Consider the following 18,448-nt stretch of genomic DNA (forward strand, 5'->3'; position numbering starts at 1 on the left):
GTGCAACTCAAGCTTTAATTAATCATATCTAATCACCTGTTTTATAGGTGTTTAAATAATTTATCTATATTTGTGCAGGATATAATCTAAAAATTATGAGAAAATCCAGCCGTCTAATTATCGTTGCCCTCATTGCTTTGACCTATGCATTTCCTGCATTTTGCCTTGGCGGAGGAGAAGAAGCTAATTTTCAAACACTCTCACAAAAGCTGGAAAATGCGATAGAAGAGAGGAACTTTCATGAAGCTAGGGAGGCCATAGAGGAATTGATGCCTCTCATGAAAGAGGAATTAAAAAAGGATAAGAAAACACTTTCAGAACTGAAGCGTGAAGAATCACCAGAGATGGACCCTACTGAATTCGAAAAGAAATTGGTACGGAAAACTGAGCTGTATGATGCTTTGAAGGAGTTGGTGAACATATCACCTGCCGCGCTCAGGGTAAAATCTGAAAGAATAAAAACTGATGTCAAGGAGTTCATCGATCTCTCCTGATTTTTAGTGGTTACTGTGGTTAAATCCTCCTGGTATCAGATCAGGAGGATTTTTTTGTTGGACACATTCGTGTAAAAATTTCTTAAGACAGATCAGTAACTCCATATTATTTCGGAGTTTTGCAGGCATCCCGAGCAACCTTGGCGCAAAAGGAGCTGGGGTGATTCCATTAAAAGTAGCATCATTTGAAAAAATCAGTCCTCTTCGTTGTTTCGATGTTAAGTACCATCCTACTGTCTCGCGGGCAGGGGATGTCCTACACTGATGCCCAGGCTCAGCAAGAGGTGATAGACCGAAACAACAGTGATTGGGCCATGCAGCAAGGCTATGTGGTGCTTGTAGGTATTGATGGTTTTCGATATGACTATGCACAGAAGTACGGAGCTAAGCACATACAAAAGCTGGGACAAAAAGGTGTAAAATCAGAGCGTTTACTGCCCTCATTCCCGACCAAAACATTTCCTAATCACTACACCATTGTTACAGGTCTGCTGCCTGGCAACCACGGCTTGGTGGGCAACAGTTTTTATAGCAGAGCCAAGCAGGCATGGTATCACGTTTGGGACAGGGAGGCGGTAAGAGAAGCAAGCTGGTATGCAGGTGTCCCGCTATGGGTATTGGCAGAGGAGCAGGGGATGCTTTCTGCCAGTTTCTTCTGGGTGGGTGCCGAATCACCTATTCATGGAGTAAAGCCTACCTACAACTATGCCTACGATGGGAGCATGCCGAATGAACACAGATTGCGTCAGGTACTGGATTGGCTGAGACTGCCTGATGCCAAACGTCCACACATGATTGCTGCTTATTTCTCACTCGTGGATGATGCCGGGCACAAGTACGGACCTGACCACCCCAGGACGGGAGAGGCCGTGTTGAAGGTAGATTCTTTGATTGGGAATTTTATGGATTCTTTGGATCAACTGGGTTTACCAGTTCATGTGGTGCTGGTTTCTGATCACGGTATGTCAGCCATCAGTCATGGGATCGTACTGTCGGATGTGGCGGACCTTGATGATGCGCAGGTATCTTATAGCTTCCCGCCGATGGTCTACCAGCCGGACAGCGCCAAGCGACTGAAACTGTATGATCAGCTCCTTAGGGTGCCCAATATGGACGTTTATACCAGAGAAAACATCCCGGACTTCTTATCCTTTAGCAACGATGATCGGATTGGCGATTTCATACTCATGACAGACGCACCAACCATCATTTTAGAAAAGCCCAGGCCCGTGTCTGGCGGCACGCATGGGTTTAATCCCTATAGCGATGGAAACATGGGTGCCATCTTTTATGCCGCAGGCCCTAAGTTGAAATCTGGTTTGGAAGTACCACCAGTAGAGAATATCCACATTTACCCTTTCATTGCCGAACTACTCGGGCTGACCATTTCTGAGCCAATAGACGGAGATTTAAATGCATTGCGGATCCTATTGAAGCAAGACTAGTATTTATTATTGGCATGCTTTTAGATAATGTACTTGTATGCTACAGTTTTTAGATGCTTTTCTCACCATTTTTCATTCGGCGTTTGTTCTGTTTGTGTTATTTGGTTGGGCTCACCCAAAAACACAGAAAGCACATGTCACGGCGCTGTTGCTCACGTTTTTGGCCTGGATGCTACTGGGCTTGTACAAGGGCGTGATTGGCTATTGCCCCCTTACTGATTGGCACTGGGATGTCAAACGTGCATTGGGGGAGACAGGAATGTCCGGTTCCTTTGTTGGTTACATGATCGAACACTATTTAGGCCTTTCATTTTCAAGAAGCTTTTATGATGCCATTACGGCAGGTGGACTTATTTTCGGATCGCTGATGTCCTTTTTGGTCCATCGAAAAAATCGGAACAGCAAATCTGAGGCTAGTAGTCAGGTTGCTTGAAATCGTCTGGAGAATTCCTGTTCACTTCACAATCGAACCAAACCATATGAAAATTGACATTTTCATTCAGGAAAAAATCCCAATCATGCAAAAAAAGCTATAACTAAGCGATAGTTGATTTATCTTGGTGCTTTCTAGGGGTAACATGAGACAATCAAAAGAATATACGGTACTGTACGTAGACGATGAGCGGGCAAATCTTCGAAGTTTCAAGTCTGCATTTCGAAGGATATACAACGTGATTATTGCTGATAGTCCCCTGGAAGGCATTGAGATTATCAAGGAGAATAAAATCAACATTGTGGTGTCTGACCACAGGATGCCCGAGTTGATAGGTACCGACTTCCTGAGAAAAGTATACGAGCACGACGGCAACATCCGCAGGATCATTTTGAGTGGGTTTGTAAAGAAAGAGGATTTGCAGGAAGCCAATGAGGAGTTCGGGATCCATGCCTACATCTCCAAGCCCTGGGATTTCGATCATCTCCAGGGGATTTTTGAAAGGTTACTCACCGAAGAGAAGTCTGAGCACATCATTTACGACTGATTTAATTAGGTCCAACATTTACATCATTGTTTGTTCAAATTGAGATTTTTTTCCTCGTTCTGAGAGAAAACAATACTCTTTTAAGCCCTTTTGGAGCCTTATGTCAGATCAGGGCCTCTTATTTCAACATTTTCCTGAAAAATTTTCATGGTTTTTAGTTTTTGGCATAGTTATAGCTAATAAGTATTCAGAGTTCAAGATCAGAAAATGACCTTGACTCGGAAGAAACTTTTTAGTTAGGTTAGGTTGGTGATAAGCTCCCCTCATTTATGAGGGGGGCTTTTTTTTGTTCCTTGTTTGAGGGAATGAAAGGGATTTATTTTATCTTATCCTATCACTAACTCTAGTTCAATATGAAAGTACTTTTCGAATGGCTGCTCAGTATCCTTGCAGCGTTTCTGCTTTTACAGACCTTATTTTACAAGTTTTCGGGGAGCGATGAGAGTGTATATATCTTCACTCAGGTGGGTATGGAACCTTGGGGGAGGTATGCTTCAGGTGTCGTAGAGCTTTTGGCAGGTGTGCTTTTACTCTCCCAAAAGTATAGGGCATATGGTGCTGTCTTGGGTTTGGGAGTGATCTCGGGAGCTTTGTTTTTTCACCTGACCTCCCTCGGTATTGAGGTGTTGGGCGACGATGGTCGTTTGTTCTATTATGCGCTCACTGTTTTTATCAGCTGCATACTGCTCCTGATCATGCGGAAGAAAGACATTCCGTTGATAGGACAGAGATTTTGAGTGTTTTTTTTGAGTGTTGGGATCGATACTTGGCTGAGGCGACAAATTGAAGGATGAATTAGAACCGGCACGGGCCTGGTTTAAATCCAGAGGGTGGGAGCCATTTGATTTTCAAAAGGAGACCTGGCAGGCATACCTGAGTGGTCATAGTGGCTTGCTCAATGCGCCCACGGGCAGCGGAAAAACCTACGCCCTCTGGATTCCATGTGTTTTGGAGTTTCTAAGGGATCATGACCCTTCCGAGGTTACTCCTGAATTACGGATTTTATGGGTTACCCCACTCAGGGCACTAGCCAAGGATATTCAGCGTGCCATGCAGGCTGTCTGTGATGAAATGGATATTCGGTGGACCGTAGGTCTCAGAACGGGGGATACCACTACCACCGAGCGGCAGAGGCAAAAGAAAATCGCGCCACAGGCTTTGGTAATTACTCCCGAAAGCATTCATGTTTTACTCAGTCAGAGTGATTACCCCAATTTTTTCAAGGGAGTAAAAGCCATTATCGTGGACGAGTGGCACGAAATTCTGGGCACCAAGCGTGGAGTGGCCACGGAGTTGGCCATTTCCAGACTCAAACACATTACCGAATCAAAGCTTAAGGTTTGGGCAATTTCTGCCACCATTGGTAATTTGCCCCAGGCCAAACGGGTGATCCTCGGCGAAGACGCTTATAAGGAGGGTGTGGTGATCAAGTCCCGATTGGAAAAAAAGGTGGAGGTGGAGTCTGTCTTGCCCGATGAGGTGGAAAAATTTCCTTGGACTGGGCATTTGGGTACCAAATTACTACCCAAAATATTGCCCATCATTCTTAAGAGTAAGACCACATTGCTTTTTACCAATACCCGCTCTCAGACAGAGCTTTGGTACCAGGCCATTCTGAAATTTGCCCCTGAGCTGTCAGGAATCATAGCCATGCACCATGGTTCTATGGATCACGACATCAGAGGCTGGGTAGAGGATGCTCTTCACGCAGAGAAACTCAAATTGGTGGTTTGTACCTCCAGTCTGGATCTGGGGGTGGATTTCCGCCCGGTAGACACTGTTATTCAGATCGGAGGGCCAAAGGGCGTGTCGCGGTTCTTTCAAAGAGCAGGCCGTAGCGGCCATCAGCCAGGAGCTACCAGTAAGATTTACTTTGTGCCCACACACTCTCTGGAGCTCATAGAGGGTGCAGCCCTTAGGGAGGCGATCGCCGAAGGAATGTTTGAAAGTAGAAACCCCTTGCAAAAAAGTTTGGATGTATTGGTTCAGTATCTGGTTACTCTGGCCGTGAGTGGTGGATTCAGGCCACTACAGATACTGGAGGAGGTGCGGCAAACGTATAGTTACCGTCTGCTGACGGCTGAGGAGTGGAGTTGGTGCCTTGATTTCATCACCACTGGAGGCAAAACTTTGGGGCAGTATGATGAGTTTGCCAGGGTGTATAATGATGATGGGGTTTACAAAATCATTAATAAGAAGGCGGCGACCAGACATAAACTATCCATAGGCACTATAGTGGGGGATCCGGCCCTCAAGGTTAAGTTTATCACAGGTGGTCATATTGGTACCATTGAAGAGAGCTTCGTGTCACGACTGAATGTAGGGGACACCTTTTGGTTTTCTGGCAGAAACCTTGAGTTTGTGAGGATCAAAGACCTGACGGTACTGGTACGGAAATCCAATAAGAAAAGTGGACTCACCCCTCAATGGATGGGGGGTAGGCTACCTCTTTCTTCTATGCTGGCATTTAAGATCAGAGAGAAACTGGATGGCGCTATTGGCGGTGATTATTCGTCTGTCGAGATGCAAACCATCCGACCTATCCTGGATTTGCAAAGTCGCTGGTCGATGATCCCGTCTTCCAAACAGCTTCTGATAGAGAAAACTAAAACGCGATTTGGTCACCACATTTTTATTTTCCCATTTGAGGGAATGTTTGTTCACGAGGTGCTTGCTGGTGTCATTGCCATGCGCATCAGCAGGATCAGACCCATTTCATTTTCCATTTCCATGAATGATTATGGGTTTGAAATGCTTTCTGATCAGGAAGTACCCATAGAGGAAGCACTTGAACTGGACCTCTTTTCAGAGGAAAACCTTATACCGGATATCTATGAGTCCATCAACATGACCGAGATGGCCCAGCGAAAATTTCGTGACGTGGCCACGATTGCCGGCCTGATCTTTCAGGGGTACCCAGGTAAAAACATTAAATCGCGGCATTTGCAAGCCTCTTCGGGTATTTTATTCAAAGTATTTGAAGAATATGATCAGGGGAATTTGCTGGTTCGTCAGTCTATGGAAGAGGTGATGACCTTGCAGCTGGAGCATTCACGGCTCTTTGAAGCTGTCAGGCGAATTAACCAACAAACCATCGTCTTGAAAGAGACCATTAAACCTACCCCGTTTGCATTTCCTATATTGGTAGATATGTTTCGAAGGCAAAAACTCACCTCTGAGCAGCTAGCCGATCGCATCCGGAAAATGCAAATACAGCTGGAACGTGCGGCAGCCAAATAGGGTATTTTCATTACTTTGCGGAAAATCCTGAATATGAGACAAATTTTCCTTCTCCCTCTTTTTTTTAGCCTGATATCAGTACAGGCCCAGTCAGTTACCGGACTATGGAAGACCATAGATGATGAGACTGGTAAGCCCCGATCAATCGTACAAATAGAAGAGCGCGATGGTCAGATTTTCGGTACCATTGTGCGCTTGTTTAGATCCCCAGATGAGGAGCAGGATCCTGTGTGTAAGGTGTGCCCCGGGAAGCGCAAAAACCAGAAAATTATCGGAATGGAAATCATCTCTGGGTTGAGTTACGATCAGGATGATGAGGAGTACAGTGGTGGAGAGATTCTGGACCCGGAGAGTGGCAATGTGTATGACTGCAAAATTTGGCTGAGTGAGGATGGAACCCTCAAAGTGCGTGGATACGTCATGTTTTTATACCGAACCCAGACATGGCTCCCTTATGCGGAGTGATCTGGAGGTAAAAGGGTTTGAGCATCAGTTTCATCTTAAAGGGCAGTCTTTGGTGTTGAGTTGTGATCGTTCCATTTTCTGGGAGGATCACTCGGCGCTTGTGGTGTCTGACCTGCATCTGGGCAAAGCGGGCCATTTCAGAAAGCACGGGATTCCTGTACCTTCACAGATTCATATCTCAGACCTTCAGCGGGTCAATTCCCTGATTGAAATATATCGCCCAGAGCGCATTCTATTTCTTGGGGACCTTTTTCATAGTGACCAAAACGATGAGTGGCAGGATTTTATGCACTGGTCCAATTTTCATTCCGACATAGAACAGATCCTGATTTTGGGGAATCATGATATTTTGGATCCTTCTCAGTATGGTCACACGAGGGTGCGATTATGCGAAGAATACATGCACGGCCCCTTCGAATTCACCCATGAAACACGCCGCTCAAAGGCCTACAATATATCAGGTCATATCCACCCATCCATCAGGCTCAGTGGCCTGGCCAGACAAGGGGTTACATTACCATGTTTTTACTTTGGGCAAGAGCATGCTTTGCTTCCGGCTTTTGGAGAATTTACCGGAAACCACCCGATTCGTGCCCGCGCCGGAGATCAGGTTTTTGCAATTGGCGAAGACCTTTTAATAGGGTTAGTGGGGTAAATCACTAATTTTACAGCCAGAAATGACCAATTCATCGACAATGCGGTTACTTTATCAGGAAAAGAGGTATTTAATGACAGAGCGCGAGCTCCTGCTGCTATGAAGGATAGTGAGATTCTTGAGAAAATTGCAAAAGGAGACGAGACAGCCCTTGACTATCTGTACAAGAAGTACTACAGGATGATGACCAATCTTGTCCTGAAGAACAATGGTACAGAAGAAGAAGCTAAGGATGTATATCAGGAAGCGCTTCTGGCATTTTGGCAAAAGGCAATAAGTGGGAAGCTGGTGTTGACCTCAAAGATTAGCACCTTTCTCTACAGCATTTGCCTGAACCAGTGGAGAAAGGAATTAGACAGGAAGAGCAGGTTATCCAACGAAGAGGTGGACAGCGAAGAGTTTCAGGGGCATGACCAGAATGAGCGATACAAGATAGTCATGCAATGTATCAGTGAACTTGGCGATACCTGCAAGAGAATATTGACATACTATTACTTTGATGGTCTGAATATGACCGACATAGCGGAAAAATTGAATTTTGCTAACACGGACACAGCCAAGACCAAAAAATATAAGTGTAAGAAGAAATTAGATAGTTTAATAAAAGCACGATATACCACAACCGACTTTTTTGATTAATGAATCCAACGCCGCACCAAATAGATAGCTACTTAAGAAACGAACTTAGTTCATCCGAACTGAGCGCATTCGAAGCAGAAATGTCCAATAACCCAGAGCTTATGGATCAGGTTCGCTTTGAACAAACTGTTGTAGAAGGTATTTCACAGTATCGCAAGGCAGAATTGAAAGCCAGACTTGATGCCATAGAGATCGGTTCAGGCTGGATGGGAATCGGCCAGCTGGGGAGTAGTGCGTTGGTGAAAAGTGTTGGTGGAGTGCTGGTGGCCTCACTTGTTGGGGTGTCTGCATATTTTGTTTTCACAGCAGAAGAGAATATCACTTCTCCGGAGATTATTGAGTCGATTGAAATCACCTCACCAAAGCAGTCGGAGAGCTATCAGTTTGAGTTCCCTGAATTATCTGATCAGAAGGTTTCATCTGTCGTTTCCGAATCTTCTCCCAATGTTGCTGAAAAAAGCAGCGCCACTTCGGATGAAAAGGTGGAGGCACTGCCTACTGTACAGAAATCAGTAGCTTCTGTAGATGAAGAGACTGAATTTGTACCGGTGGTTGATTTGCCAGATTTGGGTGAGTTGAGTGAAGAGAAAGGATTGAAGATCGAGGATGCAAACCTGCCGGAAATGAATGAGATGGACGTAGTATCCTCTAAAGGTGAAAGTCCGATCAGCGTGGAGACCATCCAACGAAATTCTGAATCCATCAAATACAAATATTTCGACGGTAAGCTTTTCCTATATGGGGATTTCAAAAGCACCCCTTACGAAATCATAGAAATCAACAGACCAACTGAGCGAAAACTATACCTCTTCTACGATCAGGAGTACTATTCTATCATCGTCAGCGATAAGGTACAGGAGCTATCTCCGATTACGAATCATCAACTACTTCAGGAGTTGGAAATAGTCAGAAACAATAAGCTCTAGCATTCTCTGCATTTCGGGTTACATTATTTAGTTTTGGGGCGGGATGGAACAGAAAACCCGTACAAAAAGGAAATTAGGGAGCTATCCCTTCGTGAGTGTTACGTTTAGCATCACGCTGGCACTCTTTGTCATTGGTCTATTTGGCCTGATGGCTCTGCATGCCAATAAGTTGACGAGCATCATTCAGGAAAACATAGAATTGCAGGTCTTTTTGAATAAACAGATTTCTGCTGGTGAGGTGAGTAAGATCAATCGCACCATAGGCTCCAAAGCCTATGTCATCAAAGAAAATAATGAGCCCAGAATAAGACTGGTAACCAAAGACGAGGCAGCCGCCCAGTTCATTGAAGATACCGGAGAGGATTTCAAGGAGTTTTTGGGAGATAATCCACTTCGCGATGTGCTGATCATCAATGTGAAAACGACCTATCAGTCCGCTGATTCACTGAAAATGATCAAGAAGGACATAGAGAAGATGAGTGGAGTCTACGAAGTGTCTTACGTAGAATCCCTGGTTGAGAGTATCAATGAAAACCTGGCCAAGATTGGCGTCATATTAATCGGATTTTTCACGATTCTGCTCATTGTAGTGGTTATCCTGATCAATAATACCATCAAATTGGCCTTATTCTCCCAGCGCTTTCTTATTCGCAGTATGCAGCTTGTAGGCGCCACTTCCGGATTTATTCGAAAGCCTTTTCTCAAACGCTCCATTTGGTATGGTTTTCTGGCCGGTCTTTTTTCATCTTTAATGCTTCTGGCGCTGCTGATGTATGCCAACCAGCGCATAGAGGATATCAGAGCGCTTCAGGATTTCAAAAATTTAGGAATACTTTTCGGAGGATTAATCGTTTTGGGAATTACCGTGGGCTTTTTGAGTACCTACCGGGCAGTTAAAAAATATTTACAAATGTCATTAGACGAACTTTACTAGCTTATGTCAGACCAACATAAATTCGCCTTTCAAAAGGCCAATTATATCATCATGCTTGCCGGAGTACTTACTCTGGTGATAGGTTTTTTCATCATGGCTTCAGATAGCGAACCCTACGGCTTTGGTTTTCTCGGCCTTACGCTCGGACCAATAGTGGTGATGCTTGGTTTTTTGATTGAGTTCGTAGCCATCTTTTACAAAGGGAAGAAATCAGAATCAGATAGCCAATAACAGCCTATGACCTGGATTGAGGCGTTAATTCTTGGGATTATTCAGGGATTAACTGAGTTTTTGCCAGTGAGCAGTAGCGGACATCTGGAGATGGGTACAGTGCTGTTGGGGGTAAAGTCAGAAGAGAATTTACTGTTTGCTGTCATTGTACATGCGGCTACCGCATTGAGCACCATTGTGGTTTTCAGGAAAGATATTGGGGAGATCATTGCAGGCTTGTTTCAGTTCAAATGGAACGAGTCCTGGGATTTTGGCATCAAAATCATTATTTCCATGATTCCGGTTGGCATTGTAGGGGTGTTTTTCGAAGATGAAATTACCGCCCTTTTTACCGGAAACCTGTTGCTGGTAGGGAGTATGCTATTGGTCACCTCGGCACTGCTGTTCTTTTCGCATTTCAAAAAGAATAACGAGAAGCCTGTGAGCAAGCCGCACGCCCTTATCATTGGGCTGGCTCAGGCCGTGGCCATTCTGCCCGGCATCTCCAGGTCTGGAGCCACCATTGCCACTGCATTGCTCCTGGGTGTTGAAAAGAACAAAGCCACACGATTTTCATTTTTGATGGTGCTCATTCCCATATTGGGAGCAAGCATGTTGAAGCTAAAAGACTACTTTGAAGCCCCTGCTGCATATGAGGGGCTATCAGGACCTTCCATGGTGGTAGGGTTCCTGGCAGCATTCCTGGCAGGCTACGTAGCATGCAAATGGATGATTGGTATTGTGAGAAAAGGTAAACTCACCTACTTCGCGGCATATTGTCTGGTTATTGGACTCATTGCCATTATTTCTCAGATATGGATTTAAATGCCTACACAGAAGGACAAATACTGCTCATAGACAAGCCGCTGACCTGGACTTCCTTCGACGTGGTGAAAAAACTGCGCTACGCACTAAAGGTCAAGAAAATCGGGCATGCAGGAACCTTGGATCCTTTGGCTACAGGTTTGCTGTTGATCGGTACAGGCAAGTTCACCAAAAAACTGAATGAGCTACAGGGGCTGGATAAAACCTACGAGGGTATTATCACCATCGGAAAAACCACTCCATCCTATGACCTGGAGACAGAGTTTGACTCTGAGGCTGATGTCAGTCACTTGACCATGGAAGACCTTCAGGCTGCAGCGCTGAAGCTCACTGGCCCCATAGATCAGGTGCCGCCAGCTCACTCTGCGGTGAAGGTGAATGGGGAGCGGGCATATAAAAAAGCCAGAAAGAATATTGAAGTAAAGCTGGATCCTCGAAGTATCACCATCCATGAGTTTCAATTGTTGAAGGTGGAGGGGGCTGATGTTCATTTTCACATTAGCTGCTCCAAAGGAACCTATATCCGTAGCATCGCCAGGGATTTCGGTGAAATACTGGGAGTGGGAGGACACCTCTCCAGTCTGAGACGAACCAGTATTGGCGAGTACCAGGTGAGTGATGCTGAAGATTTGGAAGCGTTTGTTGCCAAAGTTCGTGACTATGAAACTGATTGATGACCTTTCTCAGTTTGCTGCACCGGCATATTCGGTAGTGACCAGCGGCACTTTCGACGGGGTGCATGTGGGACATCAGAAAATTCTTCAAAAAATTGTGCAGGAAGCACGAAAGAGAGATGGCAAGAGCATTGTGCTTACGTTCTGGCCACATCCACGATTCGTCTTGAAAAAGGATGCCGGTGATCTGAAGTTGTTGACAACTTTCGAAGAGAAAGTGGAACTATTGGCTCAAAATGGCATTGACTATTTAGTCAAAATACCTTTTACTAAAGAATTCTCAGAGCTCACCTCAGACCAGTTCATCAGGCAAGTGCTCGTGGAAAAGCTCAATACAAAGCTGTTGGTGATCGGTTATGACCACAGATTTGGAAAAAACAGAGAAGGTGGCTTTGACTATCTGATGGAACATTCAGGTGAGTATGGTTTTGCCATCAAGGAAATATCCAGAAAGGATATTGAGGATGTGGGGGTGAGCTCCACCCTGATTAGAAACTCCCTTGCCGAGGGCAACATTCACATTGCCAACGATTTTCTAGGAAGGCCATACAGTCTTTCCGGTTTTGTGAAAGATGGTGATAGGATTGGTCGGAGTATTGGATTTCCAACGGCTAATATCGACGTGCCGGAAGCTTACAAACTCATTCCGGCGGATGGAGCCTATGCCGTGTTGGTGAGTCTTGAGGGGCAGAAATTTCAGGGAATGCTAAACATTGGTCAGCGGCCCACAGTTTCTGGTGAGGAGCGCAGGATTGAAGTAAATCTGTTTAATTTTGATGCGGATATCTATAATCAACGCCTCACAATTGAGTTCATTAAGTTATTGAGGACAGAGAGAAAATTTGAAAGTATTGAGCGGTTGAAAGAGCAACTCTCTCTGGATAAACTGGAAGCAATTCGGATTTTAAACCAACAGTCATGAAAGTACTAAAGTTAAATGCATCATTGATCATCATGATCATCTTGTCGGGGTGTGTGGCTTCCGGAGGAAGGGTCACTTCATTGCTTTTTGCACCTTCGGATGACAAGAAGCTGGGTGAGCAGGTGAGCCAGGAGATCGCAAACAACCCTGCCGAGTATCCGGTATTATCTGAGAGCAAATACCCTCAGGCTTATCAGTACCTCAATGCCATGCGGGACAAAATACTGGCCAGCAATGATATAGATTATAAAAGTGAGTTTGCCTGGGAGCTGAAAATCATTCAGGATGACCAAGTCCTCAATGCTTTTGCCACACCAGGGGGCTACATCTATGTGTATACAGGCCTGATCAAATACCTGGAGAAAGCCGATGACCTGGCGGGTGTGATGGGGCACGAAATTGCCCACGCCGACAGGAGGCATTCGATCAAGCAATTGGAAAAACAATATGGGTTGAACATCCTACTCAGCATAGCGCTAGGTAATGAACCAACTCAATTGGCACAAATTGCCGCGCAGCTGGCAGGTACTGGAGCTGTTTTGAAGTTTAGCAGAAATGCAGAAGCAGAGGCGGATGAATATTCAGTGAAGTACCTGGGCGATACCCCTTATGCCTGTAATGGAGCCGCTTCTTTTTTTCAGAAGCTATTGGATCAGGGACAAACCGGAGGCACACCGGAGTTTCTGAGTACTCATCCCAGCCCCAAAAGCAGGGTGAGTGATATCAATGCCACGGCTCAGTCAGCAGCATGCAGTACAGCCCTGATCAAAGAGACTGGTATGAATTATGCTCAGTTTAAAGCCAGCCTTCCTTAAGTAGCCTATGAAAACAATGAGAATTTTATCCCGAGTTTTAGTCTTAGCGCTTTTGCCATTTTCAATGGCTTGTGACAAGAATGGAGACGTGAGTTTTTTTTCGATCGAACAAGACAAAGAGTTGGGCGCACAGGTGGCTGCACAGATTGCCTCAGACACCAGCTTCAATATATTGTCAGCGTCGGAATACCCGGAGGCTTATGCCTATCTGGAGAGCATGAAAAATGTCATCCTTAATTCCGGTAGCGTCAGCTATAAAGATGAATTTGCCTGGAAGTTGCACATCATTGATGATGATGTACTCAATGCTTTCGCTACCCCGGGAGGTTATATTTATGTCTATACAGGTTTGATTAAATACCTGGAAAAAGCCGATGACCTGGCAGGAGTGATGGGCCATGAGATTGCCCATGCGGATCAGCGACACAGTTCTAAACAACTCCAAAAGGCCTATGGAGTTCAGATTCTTCTGAGCATTGCGCTGGGAGAAGATGCATCACAGCTAGCACAGGTAGCCGGTCAGATCGCGGGTACCGGGGCTATTTTGGCATTTAGCAGAAGTGCTGAGACAGAAGCAGATGATTTTTCTGTGCAGTACCTGTCCGATACAGATTACGCCTGCAATGGTGCCGCTAGTTTCTTCCAGAAGTTATTAGACGAAGGGCAGGGAGGGAGTACACCTGTTTTTTTGAGCACCCATCCTTTACCTGGCAACAGAGTAGCAGATATCAATGCCAAAGCAGACAAGCTGGGCTGTGATACCGGCACCATTACTGAAAGTGGATTTACTTACCAAGATTTTAAAAATAGCTTACCTGAATGAAAAAATCAGACATCAATATTACCGTAGAGTTGGATGACCAGAACATTCCTGAGAAGATTACCTGGGATGCGGATGAAAAGGATCAGCCTGGTGCTTCTGAAACCAAATCCATGAGCTTGTCACTTTGGGATGAGAAGACCAAAAACACGCTACGCATAGACCTCTGGACCAAGGACATGCCGGTGGAAGATATGAAGCGGTTTTACATCGATTGCCTGGGCGGGCTGGCACAGTCCGTACTCAATAGCACCGGAGATGAATACATGTCATCGGAGCTCAATGCACTCTGTGACCGGTTTGTGACTCACCTGAAAGATGAGGTGGGTTAGTAGAATGTCTAAAGATATGATGAAAAAGCCTGTTGATGCCAACAGGCTTTTTTTATGGTCAAAATTGATCGTTTGATCAGAATACCTATGGTTTTAGGGAGAAAATCTTGATATTTTTATCTAATATTAGCTTTTACTATCATACTTACATTAACCTCTACCCAAATGACGATTTCAAGGATCAAATTTTACCTGAGTTTCCTTCTGCTTTGTTTAATTGGTATGCATGCATACGGTCAGGTGACCATCGCCGGTCAGGTGACAGACGAGCGAACGGGAGAATCACTCATCGGAGTAAACGTGCTGGTGAAAGGAACGGTACTGGGTACCATTACCGATGTTCAGGGAAACTTTAATTTGAAAATCACCTCACCTCCACCGGTGACCCTGGTGATTTCCTTTGTGGGATTTGAGCGGCAGGAAATAGAAATTGATCAGGCGGTCATTTCCAACCTTCAGGTGAAGATGACAGAGTCTTTTATGCTGGGGCAGGAAGTCGTGGTTTCAGCCTCGCGTGTTGAGGAGAGCATTTTGCAATCTCCCGTGAGTATTGAGAAAATGGACATACTTGCTGTTCAAAACACCTCTTCAGATACCTATTACAAGGCGATAGCTAACCTGAAAGGAGTGGATGTGGCTTCCAGTAGTATCAATTTTCAGATTATCAATGCGAGAGGTTTTGGTAATACTGGTAATACACGTTTTGTGCAGCTGATCGACGGGATGGATACACAGGCCCCGGCGCTTAACTTTCCGATAGGTAATCTTAATGGTCCCTCAGAGCTGGATGTAGAAAGTGTAGAATTGATTCCGGGGGCTTCTTCAGCATTGTACGGCCCCAGTGCATTCAATGGTGTGCTGCTCATCAATAGTAAAAATGCTTTTGACTATCAGGGAGCAAGTGCTTTTGTGAAGACAGGAGTGAACCACGTGGGTAGCTCTGCAGACCAGGGCCCGGCATTGATGAAAGAGGCTTCTATTCGATATGCAAAGGCTTTTAACAACAAATTCGCTTTTAAGATAAACGGTAGCTACTCCAAAGCCGATGACTGGCACGGAACAGACGCTGCGGACAGAAATGCTGACTTCAACCCATTGGCATCCGTAGGTGGTGAAAACCCTGGGGCTGACAGGTTGCACTTCCATGGAGATGAGGCAGGTATCAACCTGGCCATATTCCCATTTAGTGCGGCGTTTGGTACCATAGCCAGAACCACCCAGTTTGAGAATGGAAGGTTTGCTTCTAACTACATGAATGCTGGAGATTTACCCAATCATGTGGCAACGATCACTCCCTACAAGGAAGTGGATCTGATCAACTATGGTGCAGAAAACATGAAGGTGAATACAGGTCTCTACTATAGGATCACCGATAACATGGAGCTTAGTTACTTGTACAATGCTGGTTTCGGTACCAGTATCTACACCGGAGCTCAGCGTTATTCTCTTTCCAATTTTGGGATTCAGCAGCACCGTTTGCAGCTCCGTGGAGACAACTTTTTCCTACGGGCTTATGGCACCTTTGAAAATTCGGGAGACTCTTATATCACGGAGTTCTTGGCCAAGCGGGTAAACGACTTAATGGTTGGTTACAACTTCGGGGATTACCACAACGGGTTTAATCCGTTTGAGAACCAGGGGAAAGGGGACCTTACAGGGTATTTGGTGGATTATGGTATTGAATACCTTCGCTCTATCAGTGATCAGGGCTATCAGCCGGGTGAAATCGCTGCATTGAGTGAGGCAGAGCGTCTGCAAGTGCAGCAGAATGCGCATCAGTATGCCCGCTCTACGGTGGATGATCGATACATCATGGATCCCAAAACAGGTACGGTGGTAGATGGAGAAGGTAATACGCTTACTTTCGAAGATGTGAAGAAGGAGGCATTGAAAGGGACCATCCCGAACGGACCAAGCTTCGCAGATAAGTCGGCCATGTACCATGCAGAAGGGCAGTATGATTTTAAAAATGAAATTGATTTTATGGAGCTCCAGATGGGAGCCAGTTTCAGGATTTATGATCTGGGCTCTAAGGGAACGATTTTTCCGGATACTGTAGGAAATGAAATTGCCATCAAGGAGTATGGAGTTTACGCACAGGCAGGTAAAAGGCTCACCGATAACTTCAAACTATCAGGATCTGTGCGCTATGATAAAAACGAAAACTTTAAAGGGCAGGTAAACCCTAGAATCTCAGGAGTATTTACGTTCAATAAAACTCATAATATCAGAGCTTCCGTGCAGACTGGTTTTAGGTTTCCTACCACCCAGGGGCAGTATATCAACCTGGATGTGCTTTCCAGTAGATTGCTAGGTGGATTGCCTCAGTTTTATGAGCAGTATCTTCCTGATCCGGAAAATAACTACTACTACTCAGGAGCATCGGTGAATGCTTTCCGAAATAACATTTTTTCCGGCCAGGAGATATCTGAAGCCGCCACTGCCTTGGTGAGAAGGACTGACTTTAGTCCGGTAAAACCCGAGCAGGTAAAATCCATTGAAGTGGGTTACAAGAGTCTGATCCAGAATAAGCTGCTAGTGGACATGGTATATTACTACAATAGCTATTCAGATTTTATTACACAGGAGTTGGTAGTAAAAGCCCAAAAGGATACTGATGGCGAGCCCAATTACCTGACTATTTTGAGAAGTAATGCAGACAATGCATTTTCTATCTACACCAACCTGGATAACCAAGTGACCACACACGGAGCAGCGCTAGGCCTGACCTACAACCTGGTCAAAGGATATCAAATAGGAGGAAACTATACCTGGAGTAAATTCATAAGCGGTTATGATGAGAATGTACTGAATGACTTCAATACACCTGAGCACAAATTCAATGTCAATTTCGGGAACAGAAAAGTGACGGATATTTTCGGGTTCAATGTTACCTACAGATGGCAGGAAGCTTTCAGATGGGAATCTTCATTTGCCAGGGGCCCTGTGCCAGCCTATGGCACGCTGGATGCCCAGGTTTCTTTAAAATTGGATAACCTGAGGTCAATTTTGAAAATTGGTGGGTCCAATGTTCTGAATAATTACTATATTCAAAGTCTGGGAGGACCCAATATTGGTTCCATCTATTATGTATCCATCAGTTTTGATGAATTAATGAACTAAACGGTTTTATCACCAATCTAACCGAAGCCCTTTCCATTTGGATAGGGCTTTTTTCATGGATTTGCGATATTTAGGATATGGAGAACGCGGATTTTAAACATTTCGGCAAACTGAGAAGCAAGCTCTTCGTCATCGTGTTTGGTACCGATACCCCGGCAGGCAAGGCTTTTGATTTGGTATTGCTTGTGGCCATTGTACTCAGCATCATTGTTGTCATGCTGGAGAGTGTAAGGGATATCAAAATCAGATTTGAGGAGATATTTTACATACTGGAATGGACCTTTACAATCATTTTCAGTATCGAATACCTGCTGAGGATTTTCATAAGTAAAAAACCAAAAACATATGTCTTTAGCTTTTTCGGAGCGATAGACCTCATTGCCTTGCTGCCGACTTATATCAGCTTATTTGTGACCGGAGGCAGCTACCTGGTAGTGATCCGGGCGATACGGTTACTGCGAGTTTTCAGAATCATGAAGCTGACCAGGTACATCAATGAAGCCAGGATGTTGGGGCAGGCCATGGAAGGTGCCAAACGCAAGATCCTGATATTTATGGGAGCTGTATTTACCCTGGTGATGATCACTGGCACCCTGATGTACCTCATAGAAGGTGGGGAAAATGGATTTACCAGCATTCCTAGAAGTATCTACTGGGCTGTGGTGACCGTAACGACTGTTGGTTATGGAGATATCGCACCGCATACTGTGCTGGGGCAGACCTTTGCCACCATACTGATGCTTACGGGTTATGCTATCCTGGCAGTGCCCACAGGGATTATGACTTCTGAGATCAATAAAGCAGAACGACGAGGATCTATAAAAGATAAAATTTGCCAGCGTTGTACTACGGGCAATGAGCGACAATCCAATTACTGCAGTAAATGCGGAGAACGCTTGGAAGAAATATAAGCGCATAAAAAAACCTCCCTGATGATTCAGGGAGGTTT

General features: G+C 45.0%; 20 protein-coding genes. All 20 read left to right on the top strand.

All coding sequences use genetic code 11. The features are described 5' to 3' along the window. Window positions 1-95: 95 nt before the first annotated feature. The 20 genes from ACHKAR_RS05820 to ACHKAR_RS05915 all read left to right on the top strand — a co-directional run bounded on the left by ACHKAR_RS05820 (window position 96) and on the right by ACHKAR_RS05915 (window position 18,410). Complete coding sequence (locus ACHKAR_RS05820; protein ID WP_159580640.1) at window positions 96-494, top strand: hypothetical protein; 399 nt, start codon at window positions 96-98, stop codon at window positions 492-494. 185 nt (window positions 495-679) lie between these two features. Beyond that, complete coding sequence (locus tag ACHKAR_RS05825; RefSeq protein ID WP_395416559.1) at window positions 680-1,939, top strand: alkaline phosphatase family protein; 1,260 nt, start codon at window positions 680-682, stop codon at window positions 1,937-1,939. Between the two features lie 37 nt (window positions 1,940-1,976). Continuing rightward, entirely contained in the window at window positions 1,977-2,372 is a 396-nt protein-coding gene (locus tag ACHKAR_RS05830) for a DUF2784 domain-containing protein (RefSeq protein WP_395416560.1), read from the top strand. A gap of 145 nt (window positions 2,373-2,517) precedes the next feature. After that, window positions 2,518-2,919 carry a response regulator gene (locus ACHKAR_RS05835; protein ID WP_159580634.1) on the top strand — a complete coding sequence of 134 codons (402 nt, stop codon included), beginning with the start codon at window positions 2,518-2,520 and terminating at the stop codon, window positions 2,917-2,919. 353 nt (window positions 2,920-3,272) lie between these two features. Then, window positions 3,273-3,656, top strand: a complete 384-nt coding sequence (locus tag ACHKAR_RS05840) for a DoxX family protein (RefSeq protein ID WP_159580632.1) — start codon at window positions 3,273-3,275, stop codon at window positions 3,654-3,656. Window positions 3,657-3,702: 46 nt separating this feature from the next. After that, on the top strand, window positions 3,703-6,159 hold the full coding sequence (locus ACHKAR_RS05845) for a ligase-associated DNA damage response DEXH box helicase (protein WP_395416561.1): 2,457 nt from the start codon (window positions 3,703-3,705) through the stop codon (window positions 6,157-6,159). A 33-nt stretch (window positions 6,160-6,192) separates the two neighbouring features. Next, window positions 6,193-6,624, top strand: coding sequence for a DUF2147 domain-containing protein (locus ACHKAR_RS05850; protein WP_395416562.1), 432 nt, complete (start codon window positions 6,193-6,195; stop codon window positions 6,622-6,624). Beyond that, window positions 6,614-7,279, top strand: a complete 666-nt coding sequence (gene pdeM / locus ACHKAR_RS05855) for a ligase-associated DNA damage response endonuclease PdeM (protein WP_395416563.1) — start codon at window positions 6,614-6,616, stop codon at window positions 7,277-7,279. Before ACHKAR_RS05850 ends, pdeM begins: the two co-directional genes overlap by 11 nt. A 99-nt stretch (window positions 7,280-7,378) precedes the next feature. After that, window positions 7,379-7,918 carry an RNA polymerase sigma factor gene (locus ACHKAR_RS05860; protein ID WP_159580625.1) on the top strand — a complete coding sequence of 180 codons (540 nt, stop codon included), beginning with the start codon at window positions 7,379-7,381 and terminating at the stop codon, window positions 7,916-7,918. Further along, on the top strand, window positions 7,918-8,844 hold the full coding sequence (locus ACHKAR_RS05865; protein ID WP_395416564.1) for a hypothetical protein: 927 nt from the start codon (window positions 7,918-7,920) through the stop codon (window positions 8,842-8,844). The genes ACHKAR_RS05860 and ACHKAR_RS05865 overlap by 1 nt, the downstream gene beginning before the upstream one ends. A 43-nt stretch (window positions 8,845-8,887) precedes the next feature. Beyond that, window positions 8,888-9,778, top strand: coding sequence for a cell division protein FtsX (locus ACHKAR_RS05870; RefSeq protein WP_395416565.1), 891 nt, complete (start codon window positions 8,888-8,890; stop codon window positions 9,776-9,778). Between the two features lie 3 nt (window positions 9,779-9,781). After that, window positions 9,782-10,009, top strand: a complete 228-nt coding sequence (locus ACHKAR_RS05875; protein ID WP_159580619.1) for a DUF3098 domain-containing protein — start codon at window positions 9,782-9,784, stop codon at window positions 10,007-10,009. Between the two features lie 6 nt (window positions 10,010-10,015). Continuing rightward, on the top strand, window positions 10,016-10,813 hold the full coding sequence (locus tag ACHKAR_RS05880; RefSeq protein WP_159580617.1) for an undecaprenyl-diphosphate phosphatase: 798 nt from the start codon (window positions 10,016-10,018) through the stop codon (window positions 10,811-10,813). Further along, window positions 10,804-11,487 (top strand): tRNA pseudouridine(55) synthase TruB, encoded by a 684-nt coding sequence (gene truB, locus ACHKAR_RS05885; RefSeq protein WP_395416566.1) that lies wholly within the window; start codon window positions 10,804-10,806, stop codon window positions 11,485-11,487. The genes ACHKAR_RS05880 and truB overlap by 10 nt, the downstream gene beginning before the upstream one ends. Further along, complete coding sequence (locus tag ACHKAR_RS05890) at window positions 11,474-12,409, top strand: bifunctional riboflavin kinase/FAD synthetase (RefSeq protein ID WP_395416567.1); 936 nt, start codon at window positions 11,474-11,476, stop codon at window positions 12,407-12,409. The genes truB and ACHKAR_RS05890 overlap by 14 nt, the downstream gene beginning before the upstream one ends. Further along, a complete protein-coding gene (locus ACHKAR_RS05895; protein WP_221413289.1) occupies window positions 12,406-13,224 on the top strand; it encodes a M48 family metalloprotease in 819 nt (272 codons plus the stop codon). The genes ACHKAR_RS05890 and ACHKAR_RS05895 overlap by 4 nt, the downstream gene beginning before the upstream one ends. A 7-nt stretch (window positions 13,225-13,231) precedes the next feature. Beyond that, window positions 13,232-14,047 carry a M48 family metalloprotease gene (locus tag ACHKAR_RS05900; RefSeq protein ID WP_449566849.1) on the top strand — a complete coding sequence of 272 codons (816 nt, stop codon included), beginning with the start codon at window positions 13,232-13,234 and terminating at the stop codon, window positions 14,045-14,047. Continuing rightward, window positions 14,044-14,376, top strand: coding sequence for a gliding motility protein GldC (gene gldC, locus ACHKAR_RS05905; RefSeq protein ID WP_159580609.1), 333 nt, complete (start codon window positions 14,044-14,046; stop codon window positions 14,374-14,376). Before ACHKAR_RS05900 ends, gldC begins: the two co-directional genes overlap by 4 nt. Window positions 14,377-14,541: 165 nt before the next feature. After that, entirely contained in the window at window positions 14,542-17,499 is a 2,958-nt protein-coding gene (locus ACHKAR_RS05910; RefSeq protein ID WP_395416569.1) for a TonB-dependent receptor, read from the top strand. A gap of 77 nt (window positions 17,500-17,576) precedes the next feature. Next, a complete protein-coding gene (locus ACHKAR_RS05915; protein WP_159580607.1) occupies window positions 17,577-18,410 on the top strand; it encodes an ion transporter in 834 nt (277 codons plus the stop codon). Window positions 18,411-18,448 lie beyond the last annotated feature (38 nt).

Origin of the sequence: Marinoscillum luteum, assembly GCF_044005705.1 — a bacterium.
GTDB classification, from domain to species: Bacteria; Bacteroidota; Bacteroidia; order Cytophagales; family Cyclobacteriaceae; genus Marinoscillum; species Marinoscillum luteum.

Bases quoted from the DNA above. Each gene is read 5' to 3' on its own strand.
- ACHKAR_RS05820 (WP_159580640.1), top strand. From the start codon at position 96: ATGAGAAAATCCAGCCGTCTAATTATCGTTGCCCTCATTGCTTTGACC.
- ACHKAR_RS05830 (WP_395416560.1), top strand. From the start codon at position 1,977: ATGCTACAGTTTTTAGATGCTTTTCTCACCATTTTTCATTCGGCGTTT.
- ACHKAR_RS05835 (WP_159580634.1), top strand. From the start codon at position 2,518: ATGAGACAATCAAAAGAATATACGGTACTGTACGTAGACGATGAGCGG.
- ACHKAR_RS05840 (WP_159580632.1), top strand. From the start codon at position 3,273: ATGAAAGTACTTTTCGAATGGCTGCTCAGTATCCTTGCAGCGTTTCTG.
- ACHKAR_RS05850 (WP_395416562.1), top strand. From the start codon at position 6,193: ATGAGACAAATTTTCCTTCTCCCTCTTTTTTTTAGCCTGATATCAGTA.
- pdeM (WP_395416563.1), top strand. From the start codon at position 6,614: ATGCGGAGTGATCTGGAGGTAAAAGGGTTTGAGCATCAGTTTCATCTT.
- ACHKAR_RS05860 (WP_159580625.1), top strand. From the start codon at position 7,379: ATGAAGGATAGTGAGATTCTTGAGAAAATTGCAAAAGGAGACGAGACA.
- ACHKAR_RS05865 (WP_395416564.1), top strand. From the start codon at position 7,918: ATGAATCCAACGCCGCACCAAATAGATAGCTACTTAAGAAACGAACTT.
- ACHKAR_RS05870 (WP_395416565.1), top strand. From the start codon at position 8,888: ATGGAACAGAAAACCCGTACAAAAAGGAAATTAGGGAGCTATCCCTTC.
- ACHKAR_RS05875 (WP_159580619.1), top strand. From the start codon at position 9,782: ATGTCAGACCAACATAAATTCGCCTTTCAAAAGGCCAATTATATCATC.
- ACHKAR_RS05880 (WP_159580617.1), top strand. From the start codon at position 10,016: ATGACCTGGATTGAGGCGTTAATTCTTGGGATTATTCAGGGATTAACT.
- truB (WP_395416566.1), top strand. From the start codon at position 10,804: ATGGATTTAAATGCCTACACAGAAGGACAAATACTGCTCATAGACAAG.
- ACHKAR_RS05890 (WP_395416567.1), top strand. From the start codon at position 11,474: ATGAAACTGATTGATGACCTTTCTCAGTTTGCTGCACCGGCATATTCG.
- ACHKAR_RS05895 (WP_221413289.1), top strand. From the start codon at position 12,406: ATGAAAGTACTAAAGTTAAATGCATCATTGATCATCATGATCATCTTG.
- ACHKAR_RS05900 (WP_449566849.1), top strand. From the start codon at position 13,232: ATGAAAACAATGAGAATTTTATCCCGAGTTTTAGTCTTAGCGCTTTTG.
- gldC (WP_159580609.1), top strand. From the start codon at position 14,044: ATGAAAAAATCAGACATCAATATTACCGTAGAGTTGGATGACCAGAAC.
- ACHKAR_RS05910 (WP_395416569.1), top strand. From the start codon at position 14,542: ATGACGATTTCAAGGATCAAATTTTACCTGAGTTTCCTTCTGCTTTGT.
- ACHKAR_RS05915 (WP_159580607.1), top strand. From the start codon at position 17,577: ATGGAGAACGCGGATTTTAAACATTTCGGCAAACTGAGAAGCAAGCTC.